The sequence below is a fragment of the Enterobacter sp. 342 genome, assembly GCF_036663495.1.
In the GTDB taxonomy this organism is placed as follows: Bacteria; Pseudomonadota; Gammaproteobacteria; order Enterobacterales; family Enterobacteriaceae; genus Enterobacter.
In genome coordinates this window covers 155,439-177,377 of record NZ_JAWUEI010000003.1, presented here as the reverse complement: position 1 = coordinate 177,377, position 21,939 = coordinate 155,439, and the positions used below count along the sequence as shown (strand labels likewise).

The 21,939-nt window shown below is 55.1% G+C and carries 17 protein-coding genes and 1 riboswitch; of the genes, 13 read left to right on the top strand and 4 right to left on the bottom strand.

What is annotated here, in order from left to right; all coding sequences use genetic code 11:
* Positions 1–2 precede the first annotated feature (2 nt).
* The 4 genes from leuC (at position 3) to V6E55_RS04080 (ending at position 3,767) form a co-directional block, all read left to right on the top strand.
* Entirely contained in the window at positions 3–1,403 is a 1,401-nt protein-coding gene (gene leuC / locus V6E55_RS04095) for a 3-isopropylmalate dehydratase large subunit (protein ID WP_316942231.1), read from the top strand.
* A gap of 10 nt (positions 1,404–1,413) precedes the next feature.
* Positions 1,414–2,019, top strand: coding sequence for a 3-isopropylmalate dehydratase small subunit (gene leuD / locus V6E55_RS04090; RefSeq protein ID WP_028016669.1), 606 nt, complete (start codon positions 1,414–1,416; stop codon positions 2,017–2,019).
* 164 nt (positions 2,020–2,183) lie between these two features.
* On the top strand, positions 2,184–3,074 hold the full coding sequence (locus V6E55_RS04085; RefSeq protein WP_114979083.1) for a cation diffusion facilitator family transporter: 891 nt from the start codon (positions 2,184–2,186) through the stop codon (positions 3,072–3,074).
* A gap of 111 nt (positions 3,075–3,185) precedes the next feature.
* Entirely contained in the window at positions 3,186–3,767 is a 582-nt protein-coding gene (locus tag V6E55_RS04080; RefSeq protein WP_316942230.1) for a cytochrome b/b6 domain-containing protein, read from the top strand.
* 46 nt (positions 3,768–3,813) lie between these two features.
* Here the strand turns inward: V6E55_RS04080 and V6E55_RS04075 are convergent, their stop codons facing one another.
* Together V6E55_RS04075 and sgrT are read right to left on the bottom strand one after the other, a co-directional pair.
* The gene (locus tag V6E55_RS04075; protein WP_316942229.1) at positions 3,814–4,992 is read right to left on the bottom strand and encodes a sugar efflux transporter; all 1,179 of its coding nucleotides are present in this window, start codon (positions 4,990–4,992) and stop codon (positions 3,814–3,816) included.
* Positions 4,993–5,112: 120 nt separating this feature from the next.
* A complete protein-coding gene (sgrT, locus tag V6E55_RS04070; protein ID WP_114979080.1) occupies positions 5,113–5,265 on the bottom strand; it encodes a glucose uptake inhibitor SgrT in 153 nt (50 codons plus the stop codon).
* 88 nt (positions 5,266–5,353) lie between these two features.
* Here sgrT and sgrR point away from each other — a divergent pair, with 88 nt between their 5' ends.
* The 4 genes from sgrR to thiQ all read left to right on the top strand — a co-directional run bounded on the left by sgrR (position 5,354) and on the right by thiQ (position 10,426).
* A complete protein-coding gene (gene sgrR / locus V6E55_RS04065; RefSeq protein ID WP_316942228.1) occupies positions 5,354–7,009 on the top strand; it encodes an HTH-type transcriptional regulator SgrR in 1,656 nt (551 codons plus the stop codon).
* A 36-nt stretch (positions 7,010–7,045) separates the two neighbouring features.
* A riboswitch (TPP riboswitch) is annotated at positions 7,046–7,146 on the top strand.
* A 31-nt stretch (positions 7,147–7,177) separates the two neighbouring features.
* Positions 7,178–8,161 carry a thiamine ABC transporter substrate binding subunit gene (gene thiB / locus V6E55_RS04060; RefSeq protein ID WP_316942227.1) on the top strand — a complete coding sequence of 328 codons (984 nt, stop codon included), beginning with the start codon at positions 7,178–7,180 and terminating at the stop codon, positions 8,159–8,161.
* Positions 8,137–9,747: a thiamine/thiamine pyrophosphate ABC transporter permease ThiP gene (gene thiP / locus V6E55_RS04055; protein ID WP_316942226.1), complete on the top strand. Its 1,611-nt coding sequence runs from the start codon at positions 8,137–8,139 to the stop codon at positions 9,745–9,747. Before thiB ends, thiP begins: the two co-directional genes overlap by 25 nt.
* Positions 9,731–10,426, top strand: coding sequence for a thiamine ABC transporter ATP-binding protein ThiQ (gene thiQ / locus V6E55_RS04050; protein WP_316942225.1), 696 nt, complete (start codon positions 9,731–9,733; stop codon positions 10,424–10,426). Before thiP ends, thiQ begins: the two co-directional genes overlap by 17 nt.
* Here thiQ and V6E55_RS04045 read toward each other — a convergent pair.
* Both V6E55_RS04045 and araC read right to left on the bottom strand, forming a co-directional pair.
* Positions 10,423–11,190 (bottom strand): DedA family protein, encoded by a 768-nt coding sequence (locus V6E55_RS04045; RefSeq protein ID WP_028016661.1) that lies wholly within the window; start codon positions 11,188–11,190, stop codon positions 10,423–10,425. The two genes, thiQ and V6E55_RS04045, sit on opposite strands and share 4 nt — an antisense overlap.
* Positions 11,191–11,318: 128 nt before the next feature.
* Complete coding sequence (araC, locus tag V6E55_RS04040) at positions 11,319–12,164, bottom strand: arabinose operon transcriptional regulator AraC (protein WP_108089555.1); 846 nt, start codon at positions 12,162–12,164, stop codon at positions 11,319–11,321.
* Between the two features lie 337 nt (positions 12,165–12,501).
* Between araC and araB the strand changes: the two genes are divergently transcribed.
* From araB to rapA, 5 genes are all read left to right on the top strand, one after another.
* On the top strand, positions 12,502–14,211 hold the full coding sequence (gene araB / locus V6E55_RS04035) for a ribulokinase (protein ID WP_316942224.1): 1,710 nt from the start codon (positions 12,502–12,504) through the stop codon (positions 14,209–14,211).
* 10 nt (positions 14,212–14,221) lie between these two features.
* The gene (araA, locus tag V6E55_RS04030; protein ID WP_316942223.1) at positions 14,222–15,724 is read left to right on the top strand and encodes an L-arabinose isomerase; all 1,503 of its coding nucleotides are present in this window, start codon (positions 14,222–14,224) and stop codon (positions 15,722–15,724) included.
* A gap of 52 nt (positions 15,725–15,776) precedes the next feature.
* Complete coding sequence (araD, locus tag V6E55_RS04025) at positions 15,777–16,472, top strand: L-ribulose-5-phosphate 4-epimerase (RefSeq protein WP_129996700.1); 696 nt, start codon at positions 15,777–15,779, stop codon at positions 16,470–16,472.
* Positions 16,473–16,516: 44 nt separating this feature from the next.
* Positions 16,517–18,904, top strand: coding sequence for a DNA polymerase II (gene polB / locus V6E55_RS04020; protein ID WP_316942222.1), 2,388 nt, complete (start codon positions 16,517–16,519; stop codon positions 18,902–18,904).
* Positions 18,905–19,031: 127 nt separating this feature from the next.
* Positions 19,032–21,938, top strand: a complete 2,907-nt coding sequence (gene rapA / locus V6E55_RS04015) for an RNA polymerase-associated protein RapA (protein ID WP_316942221.1) — start codon at positions 19,032–19,034, stop codon at positions 21,936–21,938.
* The last annotated feature ends 1 nt before the right edge of the window (position 21,939 follow it).

Genomic DNA, 21,939 nt, shown 5'->3' with positions numbered 1-21,939 from the left:
TCATGGCGAAGACCTTATATGAAAAGTTGTTTGATGCGCACGTTGTTTACGAAGCACCAAACGAAACCCCGCTGCTGTACATCGACCGTCATCTGGTGCACGAAGTGACCTCTCCTCAGGCATTCGACGGACTGCGCGCGCACAAGCGTCCGGTGCGTCAGCCAGGTAAAACCTTCGCGACTATGGATCACAACGTCTCCACCCAGACCAAAGACATCAACGCGTCAGGTGAGATGGCGCGTATCCAGATGCAGGAATTGATTAAGAACTGCAACGAGTTTGGCGTTGAGCTGTACGACCTGAACCACCCGTACCAGGGTATTGTCCACGTGATGGGACCGGAGCAAGGGATTACCCTGCCGGGCATGACCATCGTCTGCGGTGATTCCCATACCGCGACCCACGGCGCGTTCGGTGCACTGGCCTTCGGCATTGGTACATCTGAAGTTGAACACGTACTGGCCACGCAGACCCTGAAACAAGGTCGTGCCAAAACCATGAAGATTGAAGTGAAGGGTAAAGCCGCGCCGGGTATTACGGCAAAAGACATCGTGCTGGCGATTATTGGCAAAACCGGCAGCGCAGGCGGCACCGGTCACGTAGTGGAATTCTGCGGCGAGGCCATCCAGGCGCTGAGTATGGAAGGCCGTATGACCCTGTGCAACATGGCCATTGAGATGGGTGCCAAAGCCGGTCTGGTTGCGCCAGACGAAACCACCTTCAGCTATGTGAAGGGTCGTCTGCATGCCCCGAAAGGAGATAATTTTGACGAAGCCGTCGCGTACTGGAAAACCCTGAAAACTGACGACGGGGCAACCTTTGATACGGTTGTCACGCTGCAGGCAGAGGAGATTGCGCCTCAGGTGACCTGGGGAACCAACCCGGGCCAGGTGATTTCTGTCAACGACAACATTCCCGATCCGGCCTCTTTTGCTGACCCGGTCGAGCGCGCCAGTGCGGAAAAAGCGCTGGCTTACATGGGGCTGAAACCTGGCGTTCCGTTGACCGACGTAACCATTGATAAAGTATTTATTGGCTCCTGCACCAACTCCCGTATCGAAGACTTGCGCGCAGCTGCCGAGATTGCCAAAGGTCGTAAAGTGGCACCTGGCGTACAGGCACTGGTGGTTCCGGGTTCCGGCCCGGTGAAAGCCCAGGCCGAAGCCGAAGGTCTGGATAAGATCTTTATCGAAGCAGGTTTCGAGTGGCGCCTGCCGGGTTGCTCCATGTGTCTGGCCATGAACAATGACCGCCTGAATCCAGGCGAGCGCTGTGCCTCCACCAGCAACCGTAACTTTGAAGGCCGTCAGGGCCGTGGTGGGCGTACCCATCTGGTCAGCCCGGCAATGGCCGCTGCTGCGGCAGTCACCGGCCATTTCGCCGACATTCGCAGCCTGAAATAAGGAGACAATCATGGCAGAGAAATTTACCCAACATACGGGCCTGGTTGTCCCTCTGGACGCCGCTAACGTCGATACCGACGCGATCATTCCTAAGCAGTTTTTGCAGAAGGTCACCCGCACAGGTTTTGGTGCTCACCTGTTTAACGACTGGCGTTTCCTGGATGACAAAGGTGAAGTCCCTAACCCGGAATTCGTTCTGAACTTCCCGGAATATAAAGGCGCGTCAATCCTGCTGGCGCGGGAAAACTTTGGCTGTGGATCATCACGTGAGCACGCTCCGTGGGCCCTGACCGACTACGGTTTTAAAGTGGTTATCGCCCCAAGTTTCGCGGATATCTTTTACGGCAACAGTTTCAACAACCAGCTTTTGCCGGTCACACTGAAGGACGAGCAGGTCGACGAGTTATTCGCTCTGGTTCAGGCAAATCCTGGTATTTCGTTTGAGGTGGATCTGGAAGCAGAAGTCGTGAAAGCCGGGGATAAAACCTACAGCTTCAGCATTGATGCGTTCCGTCGTCACTGCATGCTGAACGGTCTGGACAGCATTGGTTTAACACTCCAGCACGAAGCGGCAATTGCAACTTACGAACACAAACAGCCTGCGTTTATGAAGTAAACCTCTGGCCTGCAGTTTATTCTGCAGGCCTCGCTTTATTCCCTTACCCATCCCTCCTGATAAACACTTTTCTAAAAATTATCCACTAATGGCATTATATTTAATGTCAATTTAATAATACCTGCGCAAGATAACCCCAAAGTCGGTTTGCAGCGGAAATCTAAATGGAAAAGCAAAATAGCAATCAGTCTCACCTCCGTTCTCAAGAAATACAAAAATGCACATTAGTTAGCGTGATAATAAATATATTACTCACGGGTTTTCAGATCGTTGCAGGACTATTTTCCGGCTCGCAAGGGTTAATTGCTGATGGGATTCATTCTCTTTCCGATTTATCTTCTGATTTTGTCGTTCTGATTGCGAACAAGAAAAGTCAGAAAGCCTCAGATATCGATCATCATTACGGCCATCTTCGCTTCGAAAACGGAGCAAAACTTATTATTGGTGCTATTTTGCTGCTTGTGGGCATCGGAATGCTCTGGTCGGCGGGCAATAAACTGCTCAACCCTGAGACGCATCAGTTGGTTAAAGGAACCGCGCTATGGGTGGCGTTACTGGCTTTGGTGGTTAAGGAAAGTCTGTTCAGATACATGCTTGCAACGGGAAAGCGCATCCAGTCCTCGCTACTGATAGCTAATGCCTGGCATGCCCGTTCTGACGCGGCCTCATCCGTGGTTGTCGCCATTGGCATCGCCGGAAACTTAATGGGCTTTCATTCTATGGACCTGGTTGCCGCCCTTATTGTCGGGATGTTCATCGCTCATATGGGGTACAAATTCTCTGCTGACGCCCTGCACGACCTGATGGATCGTTCGCTTGAACCTGACCTTGAGCACGACATCAAAACATGTTTGCTCGAAACCGAAGGTGTCTCCGGGCTACATGACTTAAAAACCCGCAAAATGGGCGACTTAGCCCTGGTCGATGTTCATCTTGAAGTCGACGGGGAATTAAGCGTAAAAGAAGGACATGAAATTGCCGTGAATGCGAGAAACAACGTGATGCAAAAATTTAATGTGCTTAATGTTATGACGCATATTGATCCGGCACACTAAAATAGTGTGGATGATTACAGTGTGATGCTCTTTATTTATCGTTAAGGTTTCGTTAATTAATTTGCGTCACACTGCATCGCATCAGCTCTCTCATCATTGAGGTAAAAAGCGATGAATCCAACGCTACGTAATACGCTTCCCCATAAAGAAACCCCTTTTCTTCGAATACTGCACATTCTTGTTGCAGTACTGGTGCTGGCCCAGATTATCAATTCCAACTTTACTGAAAGTGAAGCACTTGGCGAATCGGGTCTGAACGCGATTGTCACCTGGGTTCATGTTATTTCAGGCTTTGGTTTAATTTTCTGTGGTATTGCCATGATGGCGTGGATGTTAACCCAGCGCGGATTCAAGTATTACTTCGCGTGGCTGGCACTGGACTTCAGCGGAATCGTTGATGATATTCGTACCCTCATGCAACGTCAGCTTCCTGATGCTCACGCTGGCGGTATGGCGGCAACTGTGCAAGGTTTAGGTGTGCTGGCGCTGCTCGGCGTTGCAATCTGCGGAGCGGCCTGGTTCGTGCTGAATGCCACGCTTGGGCCGGTTTCGTCCGTCACGGAATCCGTCTTAGATTTGCATAAATTCCTGACGGTCTTTATTGAGACCTACTTCTGGGCACACGGCTTTATGGGCCTCATGCATATGTACCTGACTTTACGCGCACAGCGTAAATATCAGTATTCAGAATAGACAGGTTTGATGAGCCCGGAGACCCGGGCTCCGTTCATTCATCCGATCATACGTCTTTTACGCGGCAGGTCAGCCCAAGCGTAACCAACGAAATCGCCGCAATCATCCAGTAGACCGACGCATGACCATAGCTTTGCGACAGCGCCCCCTGAATCACCCCCGCCAGAATCACCCCGGTGGAAATACTGTTGGTAAATAGCGTGGTCGCCGAGCCCGCACGGCCAGGCATTAAATCCTGGAACCAGAGCATGCCTATTCCGGCAATAATCCCAATAAACACAGCGTTAAATAGTTGCAGCGCCAGTAGCGCTTCGCGCGAATGGAAAAGAATCAACCCTGCGTAAAACAACACCCCAGCCGCCACAGCTACGATCATCATCCGACGCTTTCCGAAACGCTTAACGTAGTAACCCGCCAGAATCATCGCCGGAATTTCCAGCCCGGCCGCGGTTCCCATTAAGATCCCTGCGAGCTTATCCGGCAGCCCCAGGGAGCTGCTGATCCACAGCGGCATGTCGATAATGTACATAGTGTTGCAGGTCCACATTAGTGTGGAGGCGATAAACAGCATGCGGACATTTTTGTCCTGCCAGCCGCTCACCTGAGTGATGGGTTTGTCCGTTGTCTGCTCAACACGCGCCACGGACGGCAGCGCGAAAGCAATCAACACCAGGCTTATCGCAAAAATACCTGCCGCGATGGAGAACATAGTGGTGAAGCCGTAGTTCAACGCCAGCATGAAGGCCAGAGGCGGGCCAATAACCCACGCCAGGGAAAGCTGAGCACGCATCACCGAGCTGAACATCACCACTTCCCGCGCGGAATTGTCGGCATACTCACGCGCCAGTGCGAACAGCTGCGGCATGGCGGTATTGGCCAGTGACGCCAGCAGCACGCCGCAGGTGATGAGCGTCAGATAATGACGATTAAAGGCAAAGAGTAATGCGTTGCCAACGGCCATCGCGCAGCAAAAGAGGATCAGTTTACGGCGATCGCCCTTGCTGTCCGATCGTTTCGCCAGCCCCAGGCTGACCAGAATCCCGGCAATAGCATTGACGGTATAAAACAGGCCAACCCAGAACGGCTGCGCCCCTACCTCCAGGCTGAGAAACAGACTCAGCGTCGGCGCCTGTAACGCCCCCGCAACGCCCATCATAAAGGACACCAGCATAAAAGCGGCGTAGACACCATTCAGGCGTCGCCCCATTGTCATCAACCAGAGCATGCGCAAATCCTTGTGAAAGCGAATCAAAATCGGGTGAAAGAATAAACGAAAAAAGCCAGCAAAAACATTTTGCTGGCGGGTGATAAGCACCAATACTCAGTCACACATGATCGAGGCGAGTCAGCGAGAAGAGGCCGCTTTCGTAACGTCCCACTGCATCAGGTCTTCCAGAATTTTCAGCCGTTGCTCTGCACACTGACGGGCCAGCCAGGACGTTCCTTTTGTCGCTGAAAAATAGAGCTGATAAAACTGACGTGTGGTAGACCTCTTCATAATTTACCTCCTCACTTCATCGAGAAGTATTATTGGCTTAATATAGGGATTAATAAATTGCTGATTTTTTATCAGGAGTTCCTCTTTTATGCCTTCCGGTCGACTGCAACAACAATTTATCCGCCTCTGGCAGTGCTGTGAGGGGCAATCGAAGGAGACCACGCTGAACGAGCTGGCTGACCTGCTCAGCTGTTCTCGCCGCCATATGCGTACCCTGCTTAACACCATGCAACAGCAGGGCTGGTTGAGCTGGGAAGCAGAGGCGGGACGCGGTAAACGCTCACGTCTGACCTTTCTCTATACCGGGTTGGCGCTACAGCAGCAGCGTGCAGAAGATTTGCTGGAGCAGGACCGAATCGATCAACTGGTGCAATTGGTCGGTGACAAAGCGGCCGTACGCCAGATGCTGGTTTCACACCTGGGACGCAGTTTTCGTCAGGGCCGACACATCCTGCGGGTGCTCTACTATCGGCCAATGAAAAATCTTTTACCAGGCACCGCGTTACGTCGTTCTGAAACCCATATGGCCCGACAAATATTCAGCGGCCTGACACGCATAAATGAGGAAAATGGGGAACTGGAAGCAGATATTGCGCACCACTGGCAGCAACTTTCCCCACTTCACTGGCGCTTTTTTTTACGGCCTGGCATCCACTTTCACCACGGCCGCGAGCTGGAGATGAGCGACGTCATTGACTCTCTTCAACGCGCACGCGCCCTTCCTCTGTATGCCCATGTCTCGCGGATCCACTCCCCGACAGCATGGACTGTTGACATCGAACTGTCCGAGCCCGACCAGTGGCTACCGTGGCTAATGGGTTATGTTCCGTCGATGATCCTGCCACGCGAATGGGCATCTCTGCCCCATTTTGCCAGCCAGCCCGTAGGGACGGGTCCTTACGCAGTGACGCGCAATACCAGCAACCAGCTTAAAATTCGCGCCTTTGACGACTACTTTGGCTATCGTGCGTTGATCGACGAAGTCAACGTCTGGGTTCTGCCTGACATCAGCGAAGAGTTGAGCTGCGGCTTAACGCTGGAAGGGCCAACCGAAGGGGAAAAAGCGGTTGAAAGCCGTCTTGAAGAGGGCTGCTATTACCTGCTGTTTGACGCCCGTAGCCATCGCGGTGCCAGTCGCGAGGTACGCAGGTGGGTTAGCCACGTTCTCTCTCCGGCTAACCTTATTTATCAGGCGGAAGAGCAATACCAGACATACTGGTTCCCGGCCTACGGCCTGCTCCCGCGCTGGCATCACGCCCGACCGGTTCACGGTGAAAAGCCTGCCGGGCTGGAGTCGATCACGTTGACCTATTACCGTGACCATGTGGAACACCGCTTTATCGCCCGGATCATGAGCAAACTGCTGGAGGCTGAAGGCGTTCATCTCGACATTCAGGAGGTCGATTATGATGAATGGCACCGCGGAGATATTGTCAGTGATATCTGGCTGAACAGCGCCAACTTCACCCTTCCGCTCGATTTCTCACTGTTCTCTCACCTGTATGAGGTGCCGCTGATCCAGCACTGCATCGAACGCGACTGGCAGCAGGATGCCGCCCAGTGGCGAGCAGGTGAGATGAACCTGGCCTCGTGGTGCCAGCAACTGCTCGCGCAGCAGGCGATTGTACCGCTGATCCACCACTGGTTGATGATTCAGGGTCAGCGCAGTATGCGCGGACTGCGGATGAACACCTTAGGCTGGTTTGATTTTAAATCCGCCTGGTTTGCCCCGCCGGAGCCATAACGCTTTCGCAATATTCACCAAATCATTACAATAGCGCCGTTCTCAACGGGGTGCTGCATCACTGATGTGCGCTGAGATAATACCCGTCGAACCTGATCCGGATAACGCCGGCGAAGGGATTTGAGGCTGTTGCTCAAAATCCTTTGCCACTCAACCCTGAGGTGCAAAGTGTTAAAAAAAGTTCTCCCCCTGCTGGCGCTGTTCGCGCTGCCTGCTATTGCGAAGCCCGTTCTGACGGTCTACACCTACGACTCCTTCTCTGCTGACTGGGGCCCTGGCCCGGTGGTGAAAAAAGCCTTTGAAGCGGACTGTAACTGCGAATTGAAATTCGTGGCGCTGGAAGATGGCGTCTCGCTGCTCAACCGCCTGCGTATGGAAGGGAAAAACAGTAAAGCTGATGTGGTGCTCGGGCTGGATAACAACCTGCTGGAAGCTGCCTCGCAGACCAAACTGTTTGCCAAAAGTGGCGTAGCAGCAGATGCCGTCAACGTTCCGGGTGGCTGGAAAAATGACACTTTCGTTCCGTTCGACTACGGCTACTTTGCCTTTGTTTACGATAAAAACAAGCTGAAGAACCCACCGAAAAGCCTGAAGGAGTTGGTGGAAAGCGATCAGAAATGGCGCGTCATTTATGAAGACCCTCGCACCAGTACTCCGGGGCTGGGTCTGCTGCTGTGGATGCAGAAAGTCTACGGTGATAAAGCACCGGAAGCGTGGCAGAAACTGGCCGCCAAAACCGTCACCGTGACGAAAGGCTGGAGTGAAGCCTACGGCCTGTTCCTGAAAGGGGAAAGCGACCTGGTACTGAGTTACACCACCTCCCCGGCCTACCACATCATCGCTGAGAAAAAAGATAACTATGCCGCGGCCAATTTCGCTGAAGGCCATTACCTGCAGGTGGAAGTGGCTGCGCTTACCGCGGCCAGCAAACAGCCAGAACTTGCCGAGAAGTTCCTGAAATTTATGGTTTCACCGGCATTCCAGAATGCCATTCCAGCGGGTAACTGGATGTATCCCGTGACCAACGTAGCACTGCCAGCAGGTTTCGAGCAGCTGACCAAACCGCAAACGTCTCTGGAGTTTACGCCGCAACAGGTCGCTTCGCAGCGTGCAGCATGGGTAAGTGAATGGCAACGCGCCGTCAGCCGCTAATTCCCGGCTGGTTAATTCCTGGGCTGCTCGCCGCCATGCTGATGGTGGCGGTCAGCCTGGGCGCTTTTCTTGCATTGTGGTTGAACGCGCCAGAGAGTGACCTGCTCTCCCTCTGGCACGACAGCTATCTCTGGCACGTTATCCGTTTTTCTTTCTGGCAGGCGTTTCTCTCTGCCCTGCTGTCGGTGATCCCCGCCATTTTCCTTGCTCGTGCGCTTTATCGCCGGCGTTTCCCTGGCAGGCAGGCGCTGCTGCGCCTGTGCGCCATGACGCTGATCCTGCCCGTGCTGGTAGCCGTGTTTGGCATCCTGAGCGTTTATGGTCGTCAGGGCTGGCTGGCTTCACTGTTCGGCCTGCTCGGTCTGGAGTGGCATTTCTCGCCATACGGGCTTAAAGGCATCTTGCTGGCGCATGTCTTTTTCAATATGCCGATGGCGACCCGGCTCTTTTTACAGGCGCTGGAAAATATCCCCGGCGAACAACGCCAGCTTGCGGCACAGCTGGGCATGCGCGGCTGGTCTTTCTTCCGCTTTGTTGAGTGGCCGTGGTTGCGCCGCCAAATCCCGCCTGTTGCCGCACTGATCTTCATGCTCTGCTTTGCCAGCTTCGCTACCGTGCTTTCACTGGGGGGCGGACCGCAGGCAACAACCATTGAGCTGGCAATCTATCAGGCGCTAAGTTACGACTACGATCCTGGTCGGGCCGCGCTGCTGGCGATAGTTCAGATGATGTGCTGTCTTGTACTGGTGCTGCTGAGTCAGCGTCTGAGTAAAGCCATTCCACCGGGCAGTAACCAGATAGCAGGCTGGCGCGATCCCCAGGACAGCCTGCGTAGCCGTATCACCGATGTTTTGCTTATTACGCTGGCGCTGCTGCTGTTGCTGCCGCCGCTGATGGCCGTTATCGTCGATGGCCTGAACCTCAATCTCCTGTCCGTGTTGCAGCAGTCCGTGCTCTGGCAAGCAACCTGGACTTCACTGCGCATTGCGCTGGCCGCCGGGCTGCTGTGCGTCATACTGACCATGATGCTGCTGTGGAGTAGCCGCGAGCTTTATGCCTGCCATGCCCGTAAAGCCGGACAGGCGCTGGAGCTAACAGGTATGCTGATTCTGGCCATGCCAGGAATAGTACTGGCGACAGGATTCTTTCTACTTTTCAACAGCACCGTGGGTCTGCCGGAAAGTGCCGACGGCATTGTGATATTTACCAATGCCCTGATGGCGATCCCTTATGCCCTGAAGGTACTGGAAAACCCGATGCGCGACGTTAATAGCCGCTACGCTCTGCTGTGTCAGTCACTTGGCATTCAGGGCTGGCAACGGTTAAGAGTGGTCGAATTGCGGGCACTAAAACGCCCGCTGGCACAGGCGCTGGCTTTCGCCTGTGTGCTCTCAATTGGTGATTTTGGCGTAGTCGCGCTCTTCGGCAATGAAGATTTCCGCACACTGCCATACTGGCTGTACCAGCAGATCGGCTCTTACCGTAGCCAGGACGGCGCCGTCACGGCACTCTTACTGCTGCTACTCTGCTTTGCCTTATTTACTGTTATCGAAAAACTTCCGGGGCGTGATGTTAAAACTGATTGATGTAACCTGGCTCTACCAGCACCTGCCAATGCGCTTCACGCTTTCTGCCCGCCAGGGAGAGATGATTGCGGTTCTGGGCCCAAGTGGAGCAGGAAAAAGCACGTTGCTCAATCTGATAGCCGGGTTTCTGCAACCGGCAAGCGGGTCAATAATCATTGAAAACCACGATCACACCCGCACGCCCCCCGCCCGGCGCCCGGTGTCGATGCTGTTTCAGGAAAATAATCTTTTCACCCATCTTACCGTACGGCAGAACATCGGCCTGGGGATGGATCCGGGTTTAAAACTGAACGATACCCAACGCCAGAAGCTGGAGCTCATTGCCGGGCAGATGGGGATCACCGGGTTTATCGACCGTCTGCCAGGGGAGCTTTCCGGCGGTCAGCGCCAGCGTGTCGCGCTGGCGCGTTGTCTGGTACGCGAGCAGCCTGTTCTGTTGCTGGATGAGCCATTCTCTGCGCTTGACCCGGCGCTGCGCCAGGAGATGCTGGCTCTGGTACAGGAGGTCTGCCAGCGTCAGAAGCTCACCATGTTGATGGTATCGCACAGTATTGAGGATGCCGCGAGGATTGCTCCGCGATCGGTGGTGATCGCGGAGGGTCGCATTTTATGGGATGGCGAAACGGAAGCACTGGTAAGTGGTAAAGCGAGCGCATCACAGCTTCTGGGTATTAGTTAACGGCTGACGACCTTCAATAAAATCTCGCCATACACCGGCATCAGCGGGTGGCGGATCAACGCCACCAGCGCCACTACGGCTATACCGAGCGTCAACGGCGCAAGCCACAAAAGGCGTGAGCGAGGCAGGTAGCGCGTCAGACGATCAATATTCGCTTTTGCGCTGCGCCACAGTCGCCAGCACAGCCATGCGGCGATCCACAGCAGCAGAGCAGTCGCCAGCAATAGCCACTTAAACTCACCGCTTTGCATACCGTCAGGAATATCAATAGCCGCCCCCGCGAGGATCCCCGGCAGGAAGTAAAACGGCGGCCAGAAGACACAGCCGATAATATTCGGCACAACAAATTTTGTGACTGGAAGATCCAGCATCCCGGCGACCATTGGCACCAGCGGACGCGTCGGCCCGACAAAGCGTCCCACCAGGATGGTAAACATGCTGTGCTGATGCAGCGCATGTTCGGTTTTATCCAGCAAGGCTTTGTTCTTTTTCATGAACGACCAGCGGTGCAGCGGCTTCTTAAAGCGCCAGCCCAGCCAGAAGGAGATCCAGTCGCCCAGCAGGCAGCCGATAATCCCAGCCAGCCACGCCTGCCAGAAGTTGACCTCACCGCTGCCAATCAGCGCGCCAAGCCCAGCCATCATCACGGTGCCGGGCAGAATTAACCCGACCAGCGCCAGTGATTCCAGAAACGCTACCAGCGCCACGGCGATGAGCGAGTACATAACGGACTGGGTAATAAAGTGTTCCAGCAAAGCCTGCATAACTATTCCGGTCAGAAAACGAATCAGCGATTCTGCTTAGCGCCCCGCACCGCGTCAAGGCATCAATTGTCTGAATAGTTTACAGGTTGCTTCCACAGTTCACCTGTTTGTTTATCTTTTTTTACCGTTTATTCACAACCCGCGCGGAATTCACTGGGGCTGGCACCCGTGCATTTTTTGAACACACGAGAGAAATAAAGTTGATCTTCAAAGCCCACGTTACGCCCCACGGTGGCAATCGGCATCCGGGTGGTGCTGAGTAACAGCTTCGCCTGACTGATACGCTGGTCCTCACGCCAGCTCAGCACGCTGACGCCAAGCTGCTGGCGAAAAAGATGCGACAGCCGCGACGGAGACAGACAGACGTGCTGAGCAACGCTGGCGATATCAAACTGACTATCTGCCAGATGGTCACTGATGTACTGGCAGGCGTCGCGCACGCGGTTATCCAGCGGAGGGTTAAGCGATTCGTTAATGGCCTCCATACGCCGCAGCAGCAGTTGTTCAAGCAGGTTAATCGCCAGCAGTTCGGCATAACGTCCTCCTGCCTGCCCCGCTTCAATGATCTGGGCAAAAAGCTCGCGAAACTGAGCCAGATGGACATCATCCGGTCGGTAAAAACCGGTATGTGCAAAAATCGCAGGCCAGGAAAGCCACTCCTGCCAGTAAGCGCGCGGACGGAAGTAGACCCACTGGTGATACCACTCTTTTGCATCCGGGTGACGTCCGTAGTGGTGGATCTCCCCAGGTGGAAACAACAGAATATCGCCGGGGCGGCAGACAAACTGCTGGTCACCGTTCTTGATGATCCCTTCCCCACGCACGGTCAGGTTGAGGATATACCCTTTCATCCCAAGCGGACGGTCGACGTAAAAGTCGAGGTATCCCTCAGCCTCGATAGGGGTCAGTCCCGCCACAAGGTGCGCGTTAAACGAGTATCCCGGCAGCAAAGGATCGTTTTGCGTTTCGGCCATAGATTCAGTTCTCCCAAGGGTCCTGAAGGAAACCAATTGTCCATATCATAAAAAGCAGGTTAAAAATGGCCCGCGAAAAGATCCAAAAAGCATCACGCCGCTTTTACGTCCGCCATGTTTCAGCCTTTCCCCCTGATTTCTCCGCCAGAGCAGGCAGATAACCAGTAACAAAAGTGTCTATAAGTGCGGCAGAAATGTCCACATTGAATATTTGCACAGCGTCACACTTTCCATCGCAACAGCAATTTAGTCCATAAGATTAGCGGATCCTGCCTGACGATTTTCGCCCCCAGTCTCTAATGTTCTTCCATACCTGTTTTTTTGATGGAGCAACACCATGGCAATTGCGATTGGCCTCGATTTTGGCAGCGACTCGGTTCGCGCGCTGGCAGTGGACTGTACGTCTGGCCAGGAGATAGCAACCAGCGTTGAGTGGTACCCGCGCTGGCAAGAGGGGCGCTACTGCGATGCGCCAAATAACCAGTTCCGTCACCACCCGCGTGACTACATTGAGTCAATGGAAGCGGCAATCAAAACCGTTCTCGCTGAACTGACTGACGCTCAGCGGGCAGAGATTGTCGGGATTGGCGTCGACAGCACCGGCTCCACGCCAGCCCCTGTGGATGCGGAAGGCCGCGTGCTGGCGCTGCGCCCTGAGTTTGCCGACAACCCGAACGCCATGTTCGTGCTGTGGAAAGACCATACTGCCGTGGAAGAGGCCGAAGCGATCACCCGCTTGTGCCATCAAGCGGGTAAAACAGATTACTCGCGCTACATTGGCGGCATTTACTCCAGCGAATGGTTCTGGGCCAAGATCCTGCATGTTACCCGCGCAGACGCATCGGTTGCCCAGGCGGCCGTCTCCTGGATTGAACTGTGCGACTGGGTTCCCGCTCTGCTCTCCGGCACCACTCGCCCGCAGGATATCCGTCGCGGACGCTGCAGCGCCGGGCATAAATCCCTGTGGCACGAAAGCTGGGGCGGCCTGCCTCCGGCTGCGTTCTTCGATGAACTCGACCCGATCATCAACAAGAGCCTGACATATCCGCTGTTTACCGACACCTTCACCGCTGATATTCCTGTCGGCACGCTCTGCGAAGAGTGGGCGAAGCGTCTCGGGCTTCCACAGAATGTGGCCATCTCCGGCGGCGCGTTTGACTGCCATATGGGTGCTGTCGGCGCGGGTGCACAACCCAATACGCTGGTGAAAGTGATCGGCACCTCGACCTGCGACATTCTGACGGCCGATAAAACCACCGTTGGCAACCGCGCAGTAAAAGGCATCTGCGGCCAGGTTGACGGTAGCGTGGTGCCGGACTTCATCGGTCTGGAAGCGGGTCAGTCCGCGTTTGGTGATATCTACGCCTGGTTTGGCCGAGTGCTGAACTGGCCGCTGGATCAACTGGCAGCAGCGCATCCTGAACTGAAAACCCAGATAGCCGAGAGCAAAAAACAGCTCCTGCCACAACTCACGGACGCCTGGGCAAAAAATCCGTCTCTCGATCATCTCCCGGTGGTGCTGGACTGGTTCAACGGCCGCCGTACGCCGTTTGCTAACCAGCGCCTGAAAGGGGTGATTACCGATCTCAACCTGGCAACCGACGCCCCTGCGCTGTTTGGCGGTTTGATTGCCGCCACCGCGTTTGGCGCTCGCGCCATTATGGAGTGCTTCACCGAACAGGGCATCGACGTGAACAACGTGATGGCGCTGGGCGGTATCGCCCGTAAAAACCCGGTGATCATGCAGGCCTGCTGCGATGTACTGAACCGTCCGTTGCAGATTGTGGCCTCCGATCAGTGCTGCGCACTGGGCGCGGCAATTTTCGCCGCCGTCGCCGCGGGTGTTCACGCGGATATTCCGGCTGCACAGCAGCATATGGCGAGCGCCGTCGAAAACACGCTTCAGCCGCGCGCTTCGCAGGCGCAGCGCTTTGAACAGCTTTATCAGCGCTACCAGCAATGGGCAAAAAGCGCCGAACTCCACTATCTCCCTGTCGCCGCCCCGGCCAAAAGTACCGCGGACACTACGGCAACCCTGACACATTAAGGACACGACGATGACCATTTTTAATAATTATGAAGTGTGGTTTGTGATTGGCAGCCAGCATCTGTACGGGCCGGAAGCACTGAAACAGGTGACGAAACACGCGGAACATGTCGTTAACGCGCTGAATGCAGAAGCTAAACTGCCGTGCAAACTGGTGCTGAAACCGCTGGGCACCACGCCGGATGAAATCACTCACATCTGCCGCGACGCCAACTACGACGATAAATGCGCCGGGATGGTGGTGTGGCTGCATACCTTCTCGCCTGCCAAAATGTGGATCAATGGCCTGACGATCCTCAATAAACCGCTGCTGCAGTTCCATACCCAGTTTAACGCTTCCCTGCCGTGGGACAGCATCGACATGGACTTTATGAACCTGAACCAGACCGCGCACGGCGGCCGTGAGTTTGGCTTCATCGGCGCGCGTATGCGTCAGCAGCACGCCGTCGTGACTGGCCACTGGCAGGATCAACATGCGCAAGGCCGTATTGGCTCCTGGATGCGTCAGGCTGTATCGAAACAGGATACCCGCCACCTGAAAGTGGTGCGTTTTGGCGACAACATGCGTGAAGTCGCGGTAACCGACGGCGACAAAGTGGCCGCGCAGATCAAGTTCGGTTTCTCCGTGAATACCTGGGCCGTGGGCGACCTGGTACAGGTGGTGAATGAAATCAGCGATGGTGACGTGAGCGCGCTGGTGGATGAGTACGAAAGCAGCTACCGGCTGACCGCCGCCGCGCAGATCCACGGCGACAAACGTCAGAACGTGCTGGATGCCGCGCGCATTGAGCTGGGTATGAAGCGTTTCCTGGAACAGGGCGGCTTCCACGCTTTCACCACCACGTTTGAAGATCTCCACGGTCTGAAACAACTGCCTGGACTGGCAGTACAACGTCTTATGCAGCAGGGCTACGGCTTTGCGGGCGAAGGCGACTGGAAAACTGCCGCTCTGCTTCGCATCATGAAAGTGATGTCAACCGGTCTGCAGGGCGGCACCTCCTTTATGGAGGATTACACCTACCACTTCGAGAGCGGCAACGATCTGGTGCTCGGCTCGCACATGCTGGAAGTGTGTCCTTCAATCGCTGTCGAAGAGAAACCGATCCTCGATGTGCAATACCTCGGTATTGGTGGCAAAGCCGATCCGGCGCGTCTGATCTTCAACACGCGTACTGGCCCGGCTATCAACGCCAGCCTGATCGATCTGGGCGATCGTTTCCGCCTGCTGGTCAACTGCGTCGACGCGGTTGAAACACCACACTCCTTGCCAAAACTGCCGGTCGCCAACGCGTTGTGGAAAGCACAGCCTGACCTGCCAACCGCGTCAGAGGCCTGGATCCTGGCCGGTGGTGCGCACCACACGGTCTTCAGCCACGCACTGGATCTCAACGACATGCGTCAGTTCGCCGAACTGCACGATATTGAGCTAACTGTGATTGATAACGATACCCGCCTGCCAGCCTTCAAAGACGCGCTGCGCTGGAACGAAGTCTATTACGGTTCAAAACGTTAACAGGGGAATCTTTGGCCTGCCGCAGGGCGGGCCTCTTTTCCTGGAGGATTGCATGCTAGAAGATCTCAAACGTCAGGTGCTCGAAGCCAACCTGGCGCTGCCGAAACATAATCTGGTGACCCTGACCTGGGGTAACGTTAGCGCCGTTGATCGGGAAAAAGGCGTGTTTGTGATCAAGCCTTCCGGCGTCGATTACAGCGTAATGACGGCGGAAGATATGGTCGTGGTCAGTATCGCCACGGGCGAAGTGGTGGAAGGAACGAAAAAGCCCTCCTCCGACACGCCAACTCACCGTCTGCTGTACCAGTCATTCCCGACGATCGGCGGCATTGTCCATACCCATTCACGCCATGCGACCATCTGGGCGCAGGCGGGACAGTCCATCCCGGCCACTGGCACCACGCATGCGGACTACTTTTACGGCACTATTCCCTGCACCCGTTTAATGACCGATGCAGAGATCAACGGTGAATATGAGTGGGAAACCGGTAACGTGATTGTCGAAACCTTTGAAAAGCAGGGAATCGACGCGGCTCAGATGCCAGGGGTTCTGGTGCACTCCCACGGCCCGTTTGCCTGGGGGAAAAACGCGGAAGATGCAGTACATAACGCGATAGTGCTCGAAGAAATTGCCTATATGGGGATCTTCTGTCGCCAGCTGGCACCGCAGTTACCGGATATGCAGCAAACCCTGCTGGATAAACATTATCTGCGCAAGCACGGCGCGAAGGCCTATTACGGGCAATAAACTGTATATATACCCAGCATAAACTATCCAACCAGGCTATAATCATGCCTGGTTTTGTTTTATGGGATAACGGCGTGGCGCAGGCGCAAGAAGGCTTTTTACTGACCCGACACTGGCGGGATACCCCTCAGGGTACTGAGGTTGCATTCTGGCTGGCAACGGACAACGGCCCGCTGAACGTTACGCTTCCGCCGCAGGAATCCGTGGCCTTTATTCCTGAAGCACACGTCGAAAAAGCGAAGCAGTTGCTGCGCGGCGAAAATAACTGGCGCATCACGCCGCTTGAACTGAAGGATTTTCACCGGCAACCGGTTTACGGACTTTACTGTCGCGCCCACCGGCAATTAATGCGCTATGAAAAACTGCTGCGTGAAGCGGGCGTCACGCTTTATGAAGCGGATATCCGTCCGCCGGAGCGTTTTCTGATGGAGCGGTTTATTACCGCACCTGTTTGGGTCGATGGCACCGAGCAAAACGGCCGAATTGTCGATGCACGCCTGAAGCACAACCCGCACTATCGCCCGCCGCTGAAATGGGTCTCTCTGGATATCGAAACCACCCGCCATGGGGAACTTTACTGCATTGGTCTGGAAGGCTGCGGCGATCGGGTTGTCTATATGCTCGGGCCATCCAATGGTGATGCTTCCGCACTGGATTTCCGGCTTGAGTATGTCAACAGCCGTCCTCAGTTACTGGAAAAACTGAATCAGTGGTTCGCTGAGTACGACCCCGATGTGCTGATCGGCTGGAACGTGGTGCAGTTTGACCTGCGGGTGTTGCAAAAACACGCCGAGCGGTACCGAATTCCACTGATGCTGGGGCGTGGCAACACGGAAATAGAATGGCGCGAACATGGATTTAAAAACGGCGTATTCTTCGCCCAGGCTAATGGCCGCCTGATTATCGACGGCATTGAAGCACTGAAATCCGCCTTCTGGAACTTCTCTTCGTTCTCTCTGGAAGCCGTCGCGCAGGAGCTGCTCGGCGAGGGTAAATCTATCGACAACCCCTGGGACAGAATGGATGAAATAGACCGCCGCTTTAACGAAGACAAACCCGCGCTCGCCACCTATAACCTGAAAGATTGCGAGCTGGTCACGCAGATTTTCCACAAGACGGAAATTATGCCGTTCCTGCTGGAGCGCGCGACAGTAAACGGCCTCGCGGCCGATCGACACGGCGGCTCCGTGGCGGCCTTTAGCCACCTCTATTTTCCGCGGATGCACCGGGCAGGATACGTCGCCCCCAACCTCGGGGAGGTTCCACCGCAGGCCAGCCCTGGCGGCTATGTTATGGATTCCCGGCCAGGGTTGTATGACTCCGTTCTGGTGCTGGATTACAAAAGCCTGTACCCGTCGATAATCCGCACCTTCTTGATCGACCCCGTGGGGCTGGTTGAGGGCATGGCCCAACCGGATGCTGAACACAGCACCGAAGGCTTCCTCGGGGCACATTTCTCACGCGAGAAACACTGCCTGCCGGAAATCGTCGGAAGCATCTGGCATGGTCGCGACGAGGCCAAGCGTCACGGTAACAAGCCGCTCTCGCAGGCACTGAAAATCATCATGAATGCCTTTTATGGCGTGCTGGGTACCAGCGCCTGCCGTTTCTTCGACCCACGGCTGGCCTCCTCAATCACCATGCGCGGACACGAGATTATGCGCCAGACCAAAGCGCTTATTGAGTCCCGGGGTTATGACGTCATCTACGGCGATACGGACTCCACCTTTGTGTGGCTCAAGGGGGCACATTCGGAAGATGATGCCGCGCAAATTGGCAAAGCGCTGGTGGCCTTCGTAAACGACTGGTGGCAGGTACATTTGCAAAAAGAGCGGTTAACCAGCGCATTAGAACTGGAATATGAAACCCATTTTGCTCGCTTTTTAATGCCCACTATTCGTGGTACCGATCAGGGCAGTAAGAAGCGTTATGCCGGGTTGATTCAGGAAGGTGACGCGCAGCGGATGGTTTTTAAAGGGCTGGAGACGGTACGCACCGACTGGACGCCGCTGGCGCAACAGTTCCAGCAAACGCTCTATCTGCGGGTCTTTCGCAATGAGCCTTATCAGGATTACGTACGCGAAACCATTGCCAGCCTGATGGCCGGTGAGCTGGACGATCAACTGGTGTACCGTAAACGCCTGCGCCGTCCACTGCCTGAATACCAGCGCAACGTGCCGCCACACGTGCGCGCCGCCCGTCTGGCGGATGAAGAGAATGTGCGCCGGGGTCGCGCGCCGCAGTATCAAAACCGGGGGACAATCAAATATGTCTGGACCACCAGCGGCCCGGAACCTGTTGATTATCAACAGTCGCCACTCGATTACGATCACTACCTGACGCGTCAGCTCCAGCCCGTTGCGGAGGGAATTTTACCCTTCATCGACGATGATTTTGCTACACTAGTGACAGGGCAACTTGGCCTATTTTGACACGTGACGAAATGGCTGCCATCCAGTACCATAGCGCCCTTTCCATTCCCGGACCCATTTTTCGATGACCGTCTTTTTTGACGGGGTCGAACTATTGCCTGCAATTAAAGATTAGAGCCGAACAACTATGCCTTTTACACTTGGTCAACGCTGGATCAGCGATACAGAAAGCGAACTCGGATTAGGAACTGTCGTTGCCGTCGATGCGCGCATGGTTACCCTCCTCTTCCCTGCCACTGGTGAAAACCGCCTGTACGCTCGCAATGACTCCCCTGTGACCCGCGTGATGTTTAATCCGGGTGACACCGTGACCAGCCATGACGGCTGGCAGCTCAAGGTTGAAGACGTAAAAGAAGAGAATGGACTGCTCGCCTACATTGGTACTCGCCTGGACACTGACGAGACCAATGTCATCCTGCGTGAAGTGCTGCTCGACAGCAAACTGGTTTTCAGTAAGCCGCAGGACCGCCTGTTTGCCGGGCAAATTGACCGCATGGATCGTTTCTCTCTGCGCTATCGCGCACGTAAGTTCCAGAGTGAACAGTACCGTATGCCGTGGAGCGGCCTGCGTGGTCAACGCACCAGCCTGATCCCTCACCAGTTGAATATCGCCCATGACGTCGGCCGTCGTCATGCACCTCGCGTACTGCTGGCAGACGAAGTGGGTCTGGGTAAGACCATTGAAGCCGGTATGATCCTGCATCAACAGCTGCTTTCTGGCGCAGCCGAACGCGTGCTGATTGTGGTTCCTGAAACCCTGCAGCATCAGTGGCTGGTCGAAATGCTGCGCCGCTTTAACCTGCGCTTCTCGCTGTTTGACGACGAACGCTACGCAGAAGCCCAGCACGATGCTGACAACCCGTTTGAAACTGAACAACTGGTCATTTGCTCGCTGGACTTCGTGCGCCGCAGCAAGCAGCGTCTTGAGCATCTGTGCGATACCGAATGGGATCTGATGGTCGTCGATGAAGCGCACCATCTGGTCTGGAGTGAAGATGCGCCGAGCCGCGAATATATGGCGATCGAACAGCTTGCCGAACGTGTACCTGGCGTCCTTCTGCTGACCGCAACGCCGGAACAGCTGGGGCTGGAAAGCCACTTTGCGCGTTTGCGCCTGCTCGATCCAAACCGTTTCCATGATTTTGAGCAGTTTGTTGAAGAGCAGAAAAACTACCGCCCGGTTGCCGACGCTGTCGCCCTTTTACTGGCGGGTAAACGTCTGTCCAATGACGAACTCAACACCCTGAGCGATCTGATTGGCGAGCAGGATATTGAGCCGCTGCTGCAGGCAGCCAACAGCGAAGGTGACAACGCGGAATCAGCACGTAAAGAACTGATCGATATGCTGATGGACCGTCACGGAACCAGCCGTGTCCTGTTCCGTAACACCCGTAACGGCGTGAAAGGTTTCCCGAAACGCGAACTGCACACCATCAAACTGCCACTGCCAACGCAGTACCAGACGGCGATTAAAGTATCCGGAATTATGGGGGCGCGTAAAACTGCCGAGGAACGTGCGCGTGACATGCTCTACCCGGAACAAATTTACCAGGAATTCGAAGGTGATACCGGCACCTGGTGGAACTTTGACCCACGCGTTGAGTGGCTGATGGGCTACCTGACCGCACACCGTTCTCAGAAAGTGCTGGTGATCTGCGCCAAAGCCGCCACAGCACTGCAGCTGGAGCAGGTTCTGCGTGAACGTGAAGGTATTCGTGCCGCCGTGTTCCACGAAGGTATGTCTATTGTTGAACGTGACCGTGCGGCAGCCTGGTTTGGTGAAGAAGACAGCGGCGCACAAGTTCTGCTGTGTTCTGAGATCGGCTCTGAAGGTCGTAACTTCCAGTTCGCCAGCAATCTCGTGATGTTCGATCTGCCGTTTAACCCGGATCTGCTGGAGCAGCGTATCGGTCGTCTGGATCGTATCGGTCAGGCGCACGATATTCAGATCCACGTTCCATATCTGGAAAAAACCGCTCAGTCCGTTCTGGTGCGCTGGTTCCACGAAGGTCTGGATGCGTTTGAACATACCTGCCCAACCGGCCGCACCATTTATGATCAGGTTCATAGCGACTTGATCGGTTACCTGGCAGCGCCAGAAACAACTGACGGTTTTGATGAGCTGATCAAATCTTGCCGTGAGAAGCATGACGCGCTGAAAGCACAGCTGGAACAGGGGCGCGACCGCCTGCTGGAGATCCACTCCAACGGTGGCGAAAAGGCACAAGCGCTGGCTGAAAGCATTGAAGAGCAGGATGACGACACCAGCCTGATCAGCTTCTCCATGAACTTGTTCGACATCGTCGGGATCAACCAGGATGATCGCGGTGAGAATATGATCGTTCTGACCCCGTCCGATCACATGCTGGTTCCTGATTTCCCAGGTCTGCCTGAAGATGGCTGCACCATCACTTTCGAGCGTGATGTGGCCCTCTCTCGCGAAGATGCCCAGTTCATTACCTGGGAGCACCCGCTGATCCGTAACGGTCTGGATCTGATCCTCTCTGGTGATACCGGCAGCAGCACCATCTCCCTGTTGAAAAACAAAGCGCTGCCAGTCGGGACCCTGCTGGTCGAGCTGATCTACGTTGTGGAAGCACAGGCACCGAAACAGCTGCAGCTCACCCGCTTCCTGCCGCCAACCCCAGTGCGTCTGCTGCTGGACAAAAACGGCACCAACCTGGCTGCACAGGTCGAGTTCGAGAGCTTCAACCGTCAGTTAAGTGCGGTAAACCGTCATACGGGCAGCAAGCTGGTCAACGCAGTTCAGCAGGACGTGCATGCCATTCTGCAACTGGGTGAAACCCAGGTTGAAAAAGCGGCCAGGGCGCTGATTGATGCTGCGCGCAGTGAAGCAGACGAGAAGTTGTCTGCTGAACTTTCCCGTCTGGAAGCGCTGAAAGCGGTGAACCCGAACATCCGTGACGACGAGCTGACGGCGATTGAAAGCAACCGCCAGCAGGTGCTGGAAAGCCTGAACCAGGCTAGCTGGCGTCTGGATGCCCTGCGTCTCATCGTTGTGACGCATCAGTAAA

Coding starts and splice junctions, on each gene's coding strand:
- araC (WP_108089555.1), bottom strand. CDS start 12,164: ATGGCCGAAACGCAAAACGATCCTTTGCTGCCGGGATACTCGTTTAAC.
- V6E55_RS04085 (WP_114979083.1), top strand. CDS start 2,184: ATGGAAAAGCAAAATAGCAATCAGTCTCACCTCCGTTCTCAAGAAATA.
- araA (WP_316942223.1), top strand. CDS start 14,222: ATGACCATTTTTAATAATTATGAAGTGTGGTTTGTGATTGGCAGCCAG.
- V6E55_RS04075 (WP_316942229.1), bottom strand. CDS start 4,992: ATGCTCTGGTTGATGACAATGGGGCGACGCCTGAATGGTGTCTACGCC.
- leuC (WP_316942231.1), top strand. CDS start 3: ATGGCGAAGACCTTATATGAAAAGTTGTTTGATGCGCACGTTGTTTAC.
- araB (WP_316942224.1), top strand. CDS start 12,502: ATGGCAATTGCGATTGGCCTCGATTTTGGCAGCGACTCGGTTCGCGCG.
- rapA (WP_316942221.1), top strand. CDS start 19,032: ATGCCTTTTACACTTGGTCAACGCTGGATCAGCGATACAGAAAGCGAA.
- V6E55_RS04080 (WP_316942230.1), top strand. CDS start 3,186: ATGAATCCAACGCTACGTAATACGCTTCCCCATAAAGAAACCCCTTTT.
- sgrT (WP_114979080.1), bottom strand. CDS start 5,265: ATGAAGAGGTCTACCACACGTCAGTTTTATCAGCTCTATTTTTCAGCG.
- sgrR (WP_316942228.1), top strand. CDS start 5,354: ATGCCTTCCGGTCGACTGCAACAACAATTTATCCGCCTCTGGCAGTGC.
- araD (WP_129996700.1), top strand. CDS start 15,777: ATGCTAGAAGATCTCAAACGTCAGGTGCTCGAAGCCAACCTGGCGCTG.
- V6E55_RS04045 (WP_028016661.1), bottom strand. CDS start 11,190: ATGCAGGCTTTGCTGGAACACTTTATTACCCAGTCCGTTATGTACTCG.
- thiP (WP_316942226.1), top strand. CDS start 8,137: ATGGCAACGCGCCGTCAGCCGCTAATTCCCGGCTGGTTAATTCCTGGG.
- leuD (WP_028016669.1), top strand. CDS start 1,414: ATGGCAGAGAAATTTACCCAACATACGGGCCTGGTTGTCCCTCTGGAC.
- polB (WP_316942222.1), top strand. CDS start 16,517: ATGCCTGGTTTTGTTTTATGGGATAACGGCGTGGCGCAGGCGCAAGAA.
- thiQ (WP_316942225.1), top strand. CDS start 9,731: ATGTTAAAACTGATTGATGTAACCTGGCTCTACCAGCACCTGCCAATG.